This is a genomic window from Variovorax sp. GW460-12-1-14-LB1, assembly GCF_059423605.1.
Genome location: NZ_JBWKYF010000021.1, coordinates 42,764 through 57,156 on the forward strand (window position 1 = coordinate 42,764; position 14,393 = coordinate 57,156).

Annotated in this window: 14 protein-coding genes; 10 read left to right on the forward strand and 4 right to left on the reverse strand. The window is 69.2% G+C overall.

Going from position 1 to position 14,393, the window contains the following annotated elements; all coding sequences use genetic code 11:
* The first annotated feature begins 3 nt into the window (after positions 1-3).
* Positions 4-2,508: a DUF3772 domain-containing protein gene (locus AC07Y4_RS13380; protein ID WP_159274958.1), complete on the forward strand. Its 2,505-nt coding sequence runs from the start codon at positions 4-6 to the stop codon at positions 2,506-2,508.
* Between the two features lie 13 nt (positions 2,509-2,521).
* On the opposite strand, the gene AC07Y4_RS13385 is transcribed toward AC07Y4_RS13380, so the two are convergent.
* Entirely contained in the window at positions 2,522-2,992 is a 471-nt protein-coding gene (locus AC07Y4_RS13385; protein WP_056578260.1) for an Lrp/AsnC family transcriptional regulator, read from the reverse strand.
* Between the two features lie 225 nt (positions 2,993-3,217).
* Here AC07Y4_RS13385 and AC07Y4_RS13390 point away from each other — a divergent pair, with 225 nt between their 5' ends.
* The 4 genes from AC07Y4_RS13390 (at position 3,218) to AC07Y4_RS13405 (ending at position 6,484) form a co-directional block, all read left to right on the forward strand.
* Entirely contained in the window at positions 3,218-4,195 is a 978-nt protein-coding gene (locus AC07Y4_RS13390; protein WP_172438392.1) for an ABC transporter substrate-binding protein, read from the forward strand.
* 80 nt (positions 4,196-4,275) lie between these two features.
* Positions 4,276-5,172, forward strand: a complete 897-nt coding sequence (locus tag AC07Y4_RS13395) for an ABC transporter permease (RefSeq protein WP_062474491.1) — start codon at positions 4,276-4,278, stop codon at positions 5,170-5,172.
* Positions 5,172-5,966, forward strand: coding sequence for an ABC transporter ATP-binding protein (locus tag AC07Y4_RS13400; protein WP_159274960.1), 795 nt, complete (start codon positions 5,172-5,174; stop codon positions 5,964-5,966). Before AC07Y4_RS13395 ends, AC07Y4_RS13400 begins: the two co-directional genes overlap by 1 nt.
* Positions 5,966-6,484 (forward strand): GNAT family N-acetyltransferase, encoded by a 519-nt coding sequence (locus tag AC07Y4_RS13405; protein WP_495274659.1) that lies wholly within the window; start codon positions 5,966-5,968, stop codon positions 6,482-6,484. The genes AC07Y4_RS13400 and AC07Y4_RS13405 overlap by 1 nt, the downstream gene beginning before the upstream one ends.
* Positions 6,485-6,491: 7 nt before the next feature.
* Here AC07Y4_RS13405 and AC07Y4_RS13410 read toward each other — a convergent pair whose 3' ends face one another.
* The gene (locus AC07Y4_RS13410) at positions 6,492-6,770 is read right to left on the reverse strand and encodes a hypothetical protein (RefSeq protein WP_139700144.1); all 279 of its coding nucleotides are present in this window, start codon (positions 6,768-6,770) and stop codon (positions 6,492-6,494) included.
* A gap of 111 nt (positions 6,771-6,881) precedes the next feature.
* Between AC07Y4_RS13410 and hemA the strand changes: the two genes are divergently transcribed.
* From hemA to paeA, 5 genes are all read left to right on the forward strand, one after another.
* A complete protein-coding gene (hemA, locus tag AC07Y4_RS13415; RefSeq protein ID WP_495274660.1) occupies positions 6,882-8,153 on the forward strand; it encodes a glutamyl-tRNA reductase in 1,272 nt (423 codons plus the stop codon).
* 104 nt (positions 8,154-8,257) lie between these two features.
* Positions 8,258-9,346 (forward strand): peptide chain release factor 1, encoded by a 1,089-nt coding sequence (gene prfA, locus AC07Y4_RS13420; protein WP_159274964.1) that lies wholly within the window; start codon positions 8,258-8,260, stop codon positions 9,344-9,346.
* Positions 9,346-10,203 (forward strand): peptide chain release factor N(5)-glutamine methyltransferase, encoded by an 858-nt coding sequence (gene prmC / locus AC07Y4_RS13425; protein WP_495274661.1) that lies wholly within the window; start codon positions 9,346-9,348, stop codon positions 10,201-10,203. The genes prfA and prmC overlap by 1 nt, the downstream gene beginning before the upstream one ends.
* 32 nt (positions 10,204-10,235) lie before the next feature.
* On the forward strand, positions 10,236-10,565 hold the full coding sequence (grxD, locus tag AC07Y4_RS13430) for a Grx4 family monothiol glutaredoxin (protein WP_062474501.1): 330 nt from the start codon (positions 10,236-10,238) through the stop codon (positions 10,563-10,565).
* Between the two features lie 92 nt (positions 10,566-10,657).
* Entirely contained in the window at positions 10,658-11,977 is a 1,320-nt protein-coding gene (gene paeA, locus AC07Y4_RS13435) for a polyamine export protein PaeA (RefSeq protein ID WP_062474502.1), read from the forward strand.
* Positions 11,978-11,987: 10 nt separating this feature from the next.
* On the opposite strand, the gene AC07Y4_RS13440 is transcribed toward paeA, so the two are convergent.
* Together AC07Y4_RS13440 and AC07Y4_RS13445 are read right to left on the reverse strand one after the other, a co-directional pair.
* Complete coding sequence (locus AC07Y4_RS13440; protein WP_492734157.1) at positions 11,988-12,644, reverse strand: lytic transglycosylase domain-containing protein; 657 nt, start codon at positions 12,642-12,644, stop codon at positions 11,988-11,990.
* Positions 12,641-14,386: a proline--tRNA ligase gene (locus tag AC07Y4_RS13445; protein ID WP_495274662.1), complete on the reverse strand. Its 1,746-nt coding sequence runs from the start codon at positions 14,384-14,386 to the stop codon at positions 12,641-12,643. The genes AC07Y4_RS13440 and AC07Y4_RS13445 overlap by 4 nt, the downstream gene beginning before the upstream one ends.
* Between the last annotated feature and the right edge of the window lie 7 nt (positions 14,387-14,393).

Here is a 14,393-nt window from a genome sequence, read left to right on the forward strand (position 1 = left end):
GCCATGAATCGGACCTCTCGCCTGGCGGGCCTGTGCCTTCCCGCCCTCCTGGCTCTGTGGGCCCTGCTGACGTGCGGCGGCGCCTTCGCGCAGCCGGACGCCAGCATGAACGCAGGCAACGGCAACCCCAACAACAGCGCCAACACCGCGGCGGCGGCCGCCCCGCCCCCCACCATCGCCGAACTGCGCGCGCAGTTCGCCCGCATCGCGCCTTCGGGCAAGGGCAACGCCAGTGTCGTTCCGGGCGCCGAAGACGACGCACGCAAGCAGCTCGCGCAGATCAACGAGATCGGCGTGCAGGCCGACAAGTTCGTCGCCGCCCGCGCCAGCGAGCTGGCCGACCTGAACGCGCGCCTCGGCGAACTCGGCAACCCGCCCGCCGCCGGCGCCACCGAAGACCCCAACATCACGCGCCAGCGCGCGCAGCTGACCAAGGAGCGCAACGCGCTCGACGCGGACATCCGTCTGGCCAAGCTGCTGGCGATCGACGTGCGCCAGCGCGGCACCGACGTGGTGTCGCAGCGGCGCCAGCAGTTCGAGGCCGAGCTCACCAGCCGCGCCGCCTCGCCGCTCAGCGGCGAGTTCTGGGACGACCTGCGCGAGGCTTGGCCCGACGACTTCGAACGGCTGCAGGCGATCGGGGCGGCGCTCGGCGACGGCTTCGACCAGGCACTGCAGCCCGAAAGCCGCACGCCCGTGATCGCCTCGTTCATCGGCGCGCTGCTGCTCGCCTGGCTCGGCGTCTGGGCCGCCGAGCGCGGGCTGGCGCGCCTGGCCACGCGCGTGCTGCCGGCCGGGCGGCTGCGCCGCTCGCTGCTGGTGATCGCCATCGTCGCGACGCACGTGCTGCTGGTCGCCGTGGCCGCACACGGCGTCGTCGAGGTGCTCAAGGCCCACGCGATGTGGGACGCGCAGGCGCGCAAGGCGCTGCAATCGGCGGCGCAGACGCTGACCTTCATGGCCTTCATCATCGGCCTGGGGCGCGGGCTGCTGGCCACCGGAAGGCCGTCGTGGCGCCTGCCGGCCATTCCCGACCTCACGGCGCAGCGCCTGTCGGCGCTGCCGTGGCTGGTGGCGCTGGTGGCCGCGCTGGCATGGACGCCGGCCGAGATCAACGCGCTCATCGACGCCAGCTTTGCCGCCGTGGTCACCACGCACGTGGCGACGGCGCTGCTGCTCACCGCGCTGGTCGGCACCGTCGTGTACCGCCTGAAGGCGCTGCGCGCCGACGCGCCCGACGCCGGCCTGCCGGAACGGCCGATGTGGGTCGGGGTGCTGGTGGCGCTGATCGTGGTGCTGGTGATCGCGATCTGGGTGCTGGTGGCCTTCGGCTACGTGGCGCTGGCGAGCTTCCTGGCCTCGCAGCTCACCTGGAGCGGCATCGTCGCGGCGGCCTTCTATGTGCTGTTCAAGTTCGCCGACGACCTGTTCATGGCCGTGGTGTCCTCGCGCAGCGCCTCCGGCCAGCGGCTGCAGAAGAGCTTCGGCCTGGCGCCGCAGACGCTCGACCAGGCGGCCACGGTGCTCTCGGGCCTGAGCCGCGTGGCGCTGTTCTTCTACATGCTGGTGGCGCTGGCCGCGCCGCTGGGCACGGGCCCGGGCGAGGTGTTCCAGCGCGGCGGCAAGCTCGGCACCGGCGTGAAGGTGGGCGAGTTCCAGCTGGTGCCGGGCGCGATCCTCAGCGCCGTGGCCGTGGCGGTGATCGGCTTCATCGTGCTGCGGGTGTTCAAGCGCTGGCTGTCGCGCAGCTACCTGCCGAGCACGCAGTTCGAGCCCGGCATGCAGAGCTCGATCACCACGCTGCTGGGCTACGTGGGCGGCATCCTGGTGGTGGCGTTCTCGCTGTCGGCGCTGGGCATCGGCATCGAGCGCATCGCGTGGGTGGCGAGCGCGCTGTCGGTGGGCATCGGCTTCGGCCTGCAGGCCATCGTGCAGAACTTCATCTCGGGGCTGATCCTGCTGGCCGAGCAGCCGGTGAAAGTGGGCGACTGGGTGGTGCTGGGCACCACCGAGGGCGACGTGCGGCGCATCAACGTGCGTGCCACCGAGATCCAGCTGGGCGACCGCTCGACGCTGATCGTGCCCAACTCGGAGTTCATCACCAAGACCGTGCGCAACATGACGCTGGCCAACGCCGAGGGCCGCGTGCTGATCCGCCTGCCGATGCCGCTGACCACCGACGCGCAGCGCGTGCGCGAGCTGATCCTCGAGGCCTGCCGCGCGCACGAGGGCGTGCTGGAAACGCCGGCGCCTTCGCTCACGCTCGAAGGCATCGAGAACGGGCTGCTGATCTTCCAGGCCATCGCCTACGTGCCGAGCCCCCGGCTGGCGGGCGGCGTGCGCAGCGACCTGCTGTTCACGATCCTCGACGCGCTCAAGCAGGCCGACCTGCCGCTGGCCACGCCCACGACGCTGGTGATGGCGGCGCCCGCGCCGGTGCTGCCCGCCGAGCCCTCGCCAGCGCCCGCCACGCCGGCGTCTCCGCTGCCAGGCACCACCAGCACCTGAAGCGCCGGCAGCTCTATTCGAGCGGCAGCGCCCCCGTGCACTTGATCTCGTTCAGGCACACGCTGGAGCGCACCGCCGACACGCCCGGCATGTGCATCAGCGTGTGCATCAGGAACTGCGACAGCGCCTCCAGGTCGCGCGCGACCACCTTGAGCACGTAGTCGAAGTCGCCCGTCACCGAGTAGCACTCCAGGATCTGGCGCATGTCGGCGATCAGGTCCTGGAACTTGGGCAGTTCGTCGACGTGGCCGCGCGCCATCGTGACGTGGATGAAGGCAATCACGCCCAGCCCGATGTGGCGCGCGTTGAGCCGCGCAGCGTAGCCGCTGATCAGCCCCAGTTCCTCGAGCCGCCGGTGGCGCCGCAGGCACTGCGCGGGCGACAGCTGGGCCACCTCGGCCAGGTCCAGGTTGGACGCGCGACCGTGCGCCTGGAGGTGGTCCAGAATCCGCCGGTCGGTGCGGTCGAGTTCGATGATCTGCAATTTCGTCTCCCCATACGCATCAATGATGCAATTATGTTTCCTAAAGCGGGGAAAGCCCGAGGCATTCATGCACCTTAATTGTGCAAAGTACGATCTAGACTTCGACGCGCCCGGACGGCGTTGCGCCACGCCGGGCCGCTGAATTGCGCGCCCTGGTGCTTTGCCGGTGCCTTGCCGGCGGCTTCGAACGCACCCACACCCCTTTCCCCACCCGGAGACCCTTACGTGAAAAACGCTTTGCTTCGCACCCCCTTCAGCGCCGTGGCCCTGGCCCTCGGCGTGCTCGCCGCCGCACCGGCGCTGGCCGCCGACAAGTCGGTCGCCGTGACCGCCATCGTCGAGCACCCGGCGCTGGACGCCGTGCGCGACGGTGTGAAGGAAGAGCTGAAGGCCGCCGGCTACGAAGCGGGCAAGAACCTCAAGTTCACCTACCAGAGCGCCCAGGGCAACGTGGGCACCGCCGCCCAGATCGCCCGCAAATACGTGGGCGATGCGCCCGACGTGATCGTTGCCATCGCCACGCCGTCGGCGCAGGCGACCGTGGCTGCCACCAAGACCATTCCCGTCGTGTACTCGGCCATCACCGACCCGGTGGCCGCCAAGCTGGTGAAGAACTGGGAGCCCTCGGGCACCAACGTGACCGGCGTGTCCGACCTGTCGCCGCTCGAAAAGCACATCGACCTGATCAAGAAGGTCGTGCCCACGGCCAAGCGCGTCGGCGTGATCTACAGCCCCGGCGAAGCCAACTCGGTGGCCATCGTCGAGTCGCTCAAGAAGGCCGCCTCGGCCGCCGGCATGACGGTGGTCGAAGCCGCCGCCGCGCGCACGGTCGACGTGCCCACCGCCGCCCAGAGCCTGGTCGGCAAGGCCGACGTGATCTACACGCCCACCGACAACAACGTCGTCTCGGCCTTCGAGGGCATCGTGAAGGTGGCCCAGCAGGCCAAGCTGCCCGTGGTGGCCGCCGACACCGCCACCGTCGAGCGCGGCGCCGTGGCCGCGCTGGGCCTGAACTACACCGACATCGGCCGCCAGACCGGCAAGATCGTGGTGCGCATCCTCAAGGGCGAGAAGCCCGGCACCATCGCCTCGCAGACCAGCACCAACTTCGAGCTGGTGGTGAACCCCGGCGCGGCCAAGCTGCAGGGCGTGACCCTGTCGGACGCGCTGCTGAAGTCGGCGAAGGTCGTCAGCACCAAGTAAACGCCGCCCCGGCGGGCCTTCTGCTCCCGGCGCAGGCCGGGCGCCGGGGCCCGCCGACTGCGCTCCCGCCGGAAGCCCCCATGTCCCTCATTGCTTCGCTGGGCGCCATCGAGATCGGTCTGATTTTCGGACTGGTCGCGCTGGGCGTCTTCATGTCGTTTCGCATCATCAACTTTCCCGACCTCACGGTGGACGGCAGCTTTCCGCTGGGCGCCGCCGTGGCCGCGACGCTCATCGTCGCGGGCTGGAACCCCGCCGCCGCCACGGCCGTGGCCTGCGTGGCCGGTGCCGCCTCGGGCTGGCTCACGGCCTGGCTCAACGTCAAGCTGAAGATCATGCAGCTGCTCGCGAGCATCCTGGTGATGATCGCGCTGTACTCCATCAACCTGCGCGTGATGGGCAAGCCCAACGTGGCGCTCATCACCGAACCCACCGTGTTCAGCATGGTCAGCTTCGGCGGCATGCCCGAGCAGTGGGCCAAGCCGCTCTTGCTGCTGATCATCGTGATCGCCGCGAAGATCGTCGTCGACCTGTTCTTTGCCTCCGAAGCGGGCCTGGCGATGCGCGCCACCGGCGGCAACGCGCGCATGGCGCGGGCCCAGGGCATTTCGACCGACTTCCAGACCATGGCGGGCCTGGCGCTCTCCAATGCGCTGGTGGCGCTGGCCGGTGCGCTGTTCGCGCAGAGCCAGGGCACGGCCGACATCTCGATGGGCGTGGGCACGATCGTGATCGGCCTGGCCGCCGTGATCATCGGCGAGACCCTGCTGCCCGCGCGCAGCATGGTCATCACCACGCTGGCCTGCGTGCTGGGTGCGCTGCTGTACCGCTTCTTCATCGCGATGGCGCTGAACACCGACTTCATGGGCCTGCAGGCGCAGGACCTGAACCTGGTCACCGCCGTGCTGGTGGCGTTCGCGCTGCTGGTGCCCGCCTACAAGCGCAAGCTGGGCGGACTCTTCAAGGGGAAGAACTGATGCTGCGCGCCCAACAACTCGAAATCACCTTCAACCCGGGCACACCGATCGAGAACCGCGTGCTGCGCGGCCTGAGCCTGGACATTCCGACCGGCCAGTTCGTCACCGTGATCGGCTCCAACGGCGCGGGCAAGTCGACCTTTCTCAATGCGATCAGCGGCGACCTGATGGTCGACAAGGGTCGCCTGGAGATCGACGGCAAGGACGTGACCCGCCTGAACGCCTGGCAGCGCTCGGGCATGGTGGCCCGCGTGTTCCAGGACCCGATGGCGGGCACCTGCGAGGCGCTGACCATCGAGGAGAACATGGCGCTGGCGTGGAAGCGCGGCGAGCGGCGCGGCTTCGGCTTCTCGCTCAACCGCAACCTGCGCGAGCTGTTCCGCGAGAAGCTGTCGATCCTGAAGCTGGGCCTGGAAAACCGCCTGGCCGACCGCATCGGCCTGCTCTCGGGCGGCCAGCGCCAAGCCGTGAGCCTGCTGATGGCCTCGCTGCGGCCCTCGCGCATCCTGCTGCTCGATGAGCACACGGCCGCGCTCGACCCGAAGACCGCCGCCTTCGTGCTGGAGCTCACCGCCAAGATCGTCGAAGGCAGCCAGCTCACGGCGATGATGGTCACGCACAGCATGCGCCAGGCGTTGGACTACGGCACGCGCACCGTGATGCTGCACGAGGGCCAGGTGATCCTCGACGTGGCCGGCGACCAGCGCGCGGGCCTGGACGTGCCCGACCTGCTGCGCATGTTCGAGCAGACGCGCGGCGAGAAGCTGGACGACGACAAGCTGCTGCTGGCCTGATGGACGCAGCGGCTCCTCTTCTCCTCGTGCGCGACATGCGCGCGGACGACCTCGACGCAGTGCTGGCGATCCAGCTCGCCTGCTACGGCGCGGGGTTCGTGGAGGACGGCGTGCTCATCGCGCGGCGGCTGGCGGCCTCGCCGCACACCGGCTGGGTGGCCGAGCACGGCGGCGCCGTGCGGGCCTACCTGGCGGCGTACCCCTCGCAGCGCGGCAAGCTCACGCCGCTGCACGGCGACTTCGAGGTGGCGCCCGACGCCGACGCGCTGTACCTGCACGACCTGGCGGTGCACCCCGAAGCCTCGGGGTTGGGCTTGGGGCCGCGCCTCGTGCGCCACGCCTGGGCGCACGCGCTGCGCGCGGGCTGGCGGCATTCGACGCTGGTGTCGGTGCAGGCTTCGGTCGGGTTCTGGGAACGCCAGGGTTATGCGGCCACGGTGCCGGCCGACGACCTGCAGCAGGCCCGATTGGCGACCTACCCCGGGCACTCGGTCTACATGGCCCGCCGGCTGGACTGAGCCCGGCTCAGCGGCCCCAGCCGCGCATCGCGAGCCACTGCACCGTGCCGCAGACCACCGCCAGCGCGGCGTAGGTGGCCATCGAGCCGTCGCGGCCCGTGAGGATCAGCCCGGCCAGCGAAGTCAGCAGGCCGGCCCCGAAGGTGATCGCCCATTGCTTCCACCAGTGCGGAATGCCGGTGCGCGGGCCGCCGAGGAAGCGCCCGACCGCCACCAGCACCAAGGCGATGAAGGCCGCCGGTGCCGCAAAATTAAGCAGGTGGTTGAAGAGGTCCAGCAGGTCCATGAGGGGCTGTGAGTGAGCGCAAGGCCATGTGGCGGCGCATATGGCTGTCATAGGGAAAGCCATTTGCCCCTCGGCAAACCTCGCCCGGCTGCTGATTTTATAATCATGGACATGTCAGTCTGGGCTCTCGGCTTGAACCACACGACCGCGCCGCTCGATCTGCGCGGTCGTTTCGCGTTCGCGCTCGACCAGATCGCCCCGACGCTGCACAGCCTGCGCAGTTCTTTTGGCAGCAGCAGCCACCCGCAGGTCGAGGCCGCGATCATCTCGACCTGCAACCGCACCGAGATCTACTGCGCCTCCGAGCACATCGCGCTCGACCACACCTTCGGCTGGCTGGCCCAGAGCGGCGGCGTGGCCCCCGCCCTGCTGCGCTCGCACGCCTACACCCTGCACGACGACGAAGCCGCGCGCCATGCCTTCCGCGTGGCCAGCGGGCTCGACTCCATGGTGCTCGGCGAGGCCCAGATCCTCGGCCAGATGAAAGACGCCGTGCGCGCGGCCGAAACCGCCGGCGCGCTCGGCAGCACGCTCAACCAGCTGTTCCAGCGCTCGTTCGCGGTCGCCAAGGAAGTGCGCACCGCCACCGAGATCGGCGCCCATTCGATCAGCATGGCCGCCGCCGCCGTGCGCCTGGCCGGCCAGCTGTTCGAAGACCTTCGCAAGACCCGCGTGCTGTTCGTCGGCGCGGGCGAAATGATCGACCTCGCGGCCACGCACTTCGCGGCCAAGGAACCCAAGGCCATCGCCATCGCCAACCGCACGCTGGAGCGCGGCGAAAAGCTCGCCTCGCGCTTCGGCGGCGAAGCCATGCGGCTGGCCGACCTGCCGGCGCGGCTGGCCGAGTTCGACATCGTCATCAGCTGCACCGCGAGCACGCTGCCGATCATCGGCCTGGGCGCCGTAGAGCGCGCGCTCAAGGCACGCAAGCACCGACCGATGTTCATGGTCGACCTGGCCGTGCCACGCGACATCGAACCCGAGGTGAAGGCCCTCGAAGACATCTACCTGTACACCGTGGACGACCTCGCCCAGGTCGTGCAGCAGGGTCAGGCCAACCGCCAGGCCGCCGTGGCGCAGGCCGAAGTCATCATCGACGCCGGCGTGCAGAGCTTCATGCACTGGCTGGGCCAGCGCGGCACCGTGCCGCTGATCCAGCAACTGAACGCGCAGGCCGACGAATGGCGCGCCACCGAAATGGCCCGCGCGCGCAAGCTGCTGGCCAAGGGCGAATCGATTGACGTGGTGCTCGAAGCCATGTCGCGCGGCCTCACGCAGAAGATGATGCACGGCGCCATGGCCGAGCTGCACGCGGGCGATGCCGCCTCGCGCGAACAAACGGCGCAGACGCTGTCGCGCCTGTTCCTGCGCAAAGAGCGTTAGCGACGACGCGCGTCGATGGCCCCGCTCGCCGCGCGGGCCGCGGTCTCCATGCGCCCTGCCGCTGCACTGCGGCGTTCCCTCCCCTTTTTCGAGCCCCTTCCGTCGTGAAATCCTTTCTGCGCCACCAACTCGAACGTTACGTCCAACGCCTGGGCGAGCTCGACTTCCTGCTCTCGCGCGAAGACATCATGAGCGACATGGCGCAGTACCGCACCATCTCGCGCGAGCACGCCGAGGTCACGCAGATCGCCGGCCGCTACGAGCGCTTCAAGCAGCGCGAGGCCGACATCGCGGGCGCGAAAGAAATGCTCGACGACCCCGACATGGCCGAGATGGCCAAGGAAGAAATCGCCGGTGCCGAGGCCGAGCTGGTGCAGCTCGAAGACGAACTCCAGCGCCTGCTGCTGCCCAAGGACCCCGACGACGCACGCAACGCCTTCATGGAAATCCGCGCCGGCACAGGCGGCGACGAATCGGCCCTCTTCGCGGGCGACCTGCTGCGCATGTACACGCGCTACTGCGAGCGCGCCGGCTGGCGCTGCGAAGTGGTGAGCGAAAGCGAGAGCGAGCTCGGCGGCTACAAGGAAGTGGTGATCCGCATCGTGGGCGACGACGTGTTCGGCCACCTGCGCTTCGAGTCGGGCGGCCACCGCGTGCAACGCGTGCCGGCCACCGAGACGCAGGGCCGCATCCACACGAGCGCCTGCACGGTCGCCGTGCTGGCCGAGCCCGACGAGACCGTGGCGGTGCAGATCAACCCGGCCGACCTGCGCATCGACACCTACCGCGCCAGCGGCGCGGGCGGCCAGCACATCAACAAGACCGACTCGGCCGTGCGCATCACGCACATCCCGACCGGCATCGTGGCCGAGTGCCAGGACGACCGCAGCCAGCACCGCAACAAGGCCAAGGCGCTGCAGGTGCTGTCGGCGCGCATCCAGGAAAAGGAGCGCAGCGAGCGCGCCGCCAAGGACGCCGCCATGCGCAAGGGCCTGATCGGCAGCGGCGACCGCTCGGACCGCATCCGCACCTACAACTTCCCGCAGGGTCGGCTCACCGACCACCGCATCAACCTCACGCTCTACAAGCTGCTGGCCATCATGGAAGGCGACCTGGGCGACGTGCTCGAGGCGCTGCGCGCCGCACGCGAGGCCGAGCAGTTGGCCGAACTCGAATCAAGCCTGCCCGCGTGATGACCGAAGCCACCGCACCGTCCACCGTGGCGCAGGCGCTGGCCGCGGCCATGGCCCTGGGCATCGATCGCCTCGACGCCCAGCTGCTGCTGCTGCACGCGCTGGGCCGCCCCGTGAACGACCGCGCCTGGCTGCTCGCGCACGACACCGACCCGTTCCCCGGCGAGGCCTGGCCCGCGTTCGCGCGCCAGCTGTCGCGCCGCGCGGCGGGCGAGCCGGTCGCCTACCTGCTGGGCGAGAAGGAATTCCACGGCCTGCAGCTGCAGGTCGATGCCCGCGTGCTGGTGCCGCGCCCCGACACCGAGACGCTGGTCGAGTGGGCCCTCGCCTGCCTTGCATCTCCGGACAGCCGCCCGGCCCCGCGCGTGCTCGACCTCGGCACAGGCAGCGGCGCGATCGCGCTGGCGCTGCAGCACGCGCGCCCCGATGCGCAGGTCGACGCGGTCGACGCCAGCGCCGACGCGCTCGCGGTGGCCCGGGCCAACGCGCAGCGCCTGGGCCTGCCCGTGCGCTTCACCGAATCGAGCTGGCTCGACGGCGCCGCAGACGGCTACGCGGTCATCGCCAGCAACCCGCCGTACATCGCCGCCGGCGATCCGCACCTGCCCGCGCTGCGCCACGAGCCGACCCGCGCGCTGGTCGCCGGCGCCGACGGCCTGGACGACATCCGCCAGATCGTGCGCGACGCTCCCGCCCACCTGGCCGACGGCGGCTGGCTGCTGCTGGAGCACGGCCACGACCAGGCCGAGGCGGTGCGCCAGCTGCTGGCCGAACGCGGCTTTGCCGAGGTGCAAAGCCGTGACGACCTCGCCGGCATCGCGCGCTGCTCCGGCGGCATCTGGCGCACGGTGAAATAATCCCCCCAGCCCACTTTTCTTCAGGAGTCCCCATGTCCGACGCTCAACAACGCATCGACGACCTCGTCAAGTCCAACGAACTCGTGCTCTTCATGAAGGGCAACGCCAGCTTCCCGATGTGCGGTTTCTCGGGCCGCGCCATCCAGATCCTCAAGGCCGTGGGCGTCGACACCAAGACGCTCAAGACCGTCAACGTGCTCGAAGACGACGGCATCCGCCAGGGCATCAAGGAATACAGCAACTGGCCCACCATCCCCCAGCTCTACGTGAAGGGCGAATTCGTGGGCGGCTCGGACATCATGATGGAGATGTACGAGTCGGGCGAGCTGCAGCAGGTGATCGGCGGCGGCGCGTCCGCCTGAGTCTTCCGCTCCCCGTTTGACGGGCGCCGCGCCCCGCGCGCGCCCGGACCCGGTGCCAGTCATGGCACCATGGCGGTCTACGACGTGCCGCCATGACCCTCACCCAAAGCCTGCTCATCATCGCGCTGCTGATCGCGATGAGCGCCTTCTTCTCCCTCGCCGAAATCTGCCTGGCCGCCTCGCGCCGCCTGCGTCTGCGCCAGATGGCCGACGAGGGCGACCCGCGCGCGGAAAAGGTGCTGCGCGTGCAGGAGCAGCCGGGCCACTACTTCACCGTGGTGCAGATCGGCCTGAACGCCGTGGCGATCCTCGGCGGCGTGGTGGGCGAAGGCTCGCTGAGCCCGTATTTCGCCCGCTTCTTCGAGAACTGGCTGAGCGTGGAGGTGGCGGCCAACATCGCCTTCCTGTGCTCGTTCGTGATCGTGATCGCGGTGTTCCTGGTGTTCGCCGACCTGTTCCCCAAGCGCCTGGGCATGAGCGCACCCGAGCGGCTCGCGGTGCGCATCGTCGGGCCGATGCTGCTGCTGATCACCGCCTTCAAGCCGCTGGTGTGGTTCTTCACGCGCGCGACCGACCTCTTGTTCAAGGTGCTGGGCATGCCGATGGCGCGCGACGACAAGATCACCTCGGCCGACATCCTGGCCATGACCGAGGCCGGCGCGCAGGCCGGCGTGCTGGCGGCGCGCGAGCAGCAGGTGATCGCCAACGTGTTCGAGCTGGACACGCGCCTCGTCAGCAGCGTGATGACCGCGCGCGAAAGCATCGCCTGGTTCCTGCACGATGACCCCGAGTCGGTGCTGCGCGCGCGCATCGTGGCCGAGCCCTATTCCGCCTACCCGGTGTGCGACGGCGACATCGACCACGTGCTGGGCTACGTGGATGCCAAGGACATGTTCCAGCGCGTGCTCAGCGGCCAGCCGCTGGCCTTCGACCAGGGCCTGACGCTGCACAAGGCCCTGGTGATTCCCGACCGCCTCTCGCTCACCGAGGTGCTCGAGCAGTTCCAGCAGGCGCACGAAGACTTCGCGATCATCGTCAACGAGTACAGCCTGGTGGTGGGCGTGATCACGCTCAACGACGTGATGAGCACGGTGATGGGCGACCTGGTGTCGACCTCGACGCCCGAAGAAGAGCAGATCGTGAAGCGCGACGAGAACTCGTGGCTGATCGACGGCATCACGCCCATCCAGGACGTTCAGCGCGCCCTGCACATCGACGAGCTGCCGCATGCCGAGGAGTACGAAACGCTGGCGGGCTTCCTGATGGTGATGCTGCGCCGCGTGCCCAAGCGCACGGACAGCGTGACCTGGGGCGGCTACACCTTCGAGGTGATGGACGTCGACAGCTACCGCATCGACCAGGTGATGGTCACCAAGGGCTCGGCGACCGCCAAGGCGGTGGTCGCCGACTGAGCGACGACCTTCAGGCCGCCGAGCGGTCCCTGTCGACGTACGCCCAGAGCCGCTGGTTCGCGAACACCGCGTTCGGGTACGGCGCGCGGCCCCGGCTGCCGTTGTAGCGGCCCAGCGTCATGAACAGGTCGCCCTTCTCGCGGTCGAGGTAGTGGCGCAAGATCACGCAGCCGAAACGCAGGTTGGTCTGCATGTGGAACAGCTTGGCCGAATCGCTGTCGCCGATCACGCGGGTCCAGAACGGCATCACCTGCATGTAGCCGCGCGCGCCCGCACTGGAAACCGCGAACTTGCGGAAGTTGCTCTCGACCTGGATCAGGCCCAGCACCAGGCTCACGTCAAGCCCCGAGCGCTTGGCCTCGTACCAGACGGTTTGCAGGAACTCGATGCGCGTGGCCGGGTCGGCGACCTTCTTGCGCAGGCGCTCGCTCATCTCGCCGAGCCACCGCAGGTACGCGAGGCGGGCCTCGGTGTCGGCGAACTGCGGCACCGGCGGCGCCTTGTTGTGGATGGCCGAGCTCAGCGCGGTGCGCACCGAGTCGATCAGCGGCTCTTCGATCTGCGCACCGGCCCAGGCCGTTTGCGGCAGCGACAGAGCAGTGAGGGCACCGGCGACGGCGCTGCCCAGCAGGCAGCTGCGTCGCGAAAGGCCCCCCGCCACGCTCATGCCGCGAGCTTGCCGGCGATGAAGTCGGCGACGCCGGCCGCGGGCACCTTGGTGGCGGCGGTGTCGCGCCGGCCCTGGTACTCGAGCTGGCCTTCCTTGAGACCACGGTCGGAGATGACCACGCGGTGCGGCACGCCGATCAGTTCCCAGTCGGCGAACATCGCGCCGGGGCGCTCGCCGCGGTCGTCGAGCAGCACGTCGACGCCCTTGGCCAGCAGTTCTTCGTAGAGCGCTTCGGCCGCGACCTTGACCTCGGGGCTGCGGTCCATGCCGATCGGGCAGACCACGACCGTGAACGGTGCCAGCGCGTCGGGCCAGATGATGCCGCGCTCGTCGTGGTTCTGTTCGATGGCGGCGGCCGGCAGGCGCGTGATGCCGATGCCGTAGCAGCCCATCTCGAGGAACTGCGGCTTGCCGCCTTCGTCGAGGTAGGTGGCGTTCATGTCCTTGCTGTACTTGGTTCCCAGCACGAAGACGTGGCCCACTTCGATGCCGCGCTCGATGGCCAGCACGCCCTTGCCGTCGGGCGAAGCGTCGCCGGCGACCACGTTGCGCAGGTCAGCGACCAGGTCGGGCTCGGGCAGGTCGCGGCCCCAGTTGACGCCGGTCATGTGAAAGTCGATCTCGTTGGCGCCGGTGATCCAGTCGGCCAGCACGGCGGCTTCGCGGTCGGCCACGAGCTTGACGGGCTTCTTCAGGTTCAGCGGGCCGAGGTAGCCCGGCTTGCAGCCGAAGTGCTCGTCGATCTCGGCGGTGGTGGCAAAGCGGAAGCCCTTGTCCAGGCCGGGCAGCTTGCTGACCTTGATCTCGTTCATGTCGTGGTCGCCGCGCAGCAGCAGCAGCCAGACCTGCGCGCCCTGGATGTTGCCGGCGTCGTCGAGGATGTCGGTGGCCAGCACGAGCGACTTGACCGTGGTGGCCAGCGGCACGCCGAGCAGCTCGGCCACGTCGGCGCAGGTGCTCTTGCCGGGCGTGGGCGTCTTCTCGAGCGCGTTGGCGGCGGCCGGGCGCGGGCCGGCCGGGGCCAGCGCCTCGGCCTTTTCCATGTTGGCGGCGTAATTGCTGTCGGGGCAGTAAACGATGGCGTCTTCGCCGGTCGCGGCGATCACCTGGAACTCTTCGCTCAGGTCGCCGCCGATGGCGCCGCTGTCAGCCGCCACGGCGCGGTAGCGCAGACCGAAGCGGTCGAAGATGTTGCGGTAGGCCTGGGCCATCACCTGGTAGCTGGCCTTGGCCGCGTCGAGGTCGCGGTCGAAGCTGTAGGCGTCCTTCATGATGAACTCGCGCCCGCGCATCAGGCCGAAGCGCGGACGGCGCTCGTCGCGGAACTTGGTCTGGATCTGGTAGAAATTCTTCGGCAGCTGCTTGTAGCTGCGGATTTCCTGGCGCGCGATGTCGGTCACCACCTCTTCGCTGGTGGGCTGGATCACGAAGTCGCGGTCGTGGCGGTCCTTGATGCGCAGCAGCTCGGGGCCCATCTTCTCGAAGCGGCCGGTCTCCTGCCAGAACTCGGCCGGCTGGACCACAGGCATCGTGAGCTCGACGGCGCCGGCGCGGTTCATTTCCTCGCGCACGATCGCTTCGACCTTGCGGATCACGCGCAGGCCCATGGGCATGTACGTGTAGATGCCCGTGCCGAGCTTCTTGATCATGCCGGCCCGCATCATGAGGCGGTGGCTCGCGACCTCGGCGTCAGCGGGCGCTTCCTTCAGGGTGGAGACAAAGAATCGGGAAGCTTTCATCGGGATC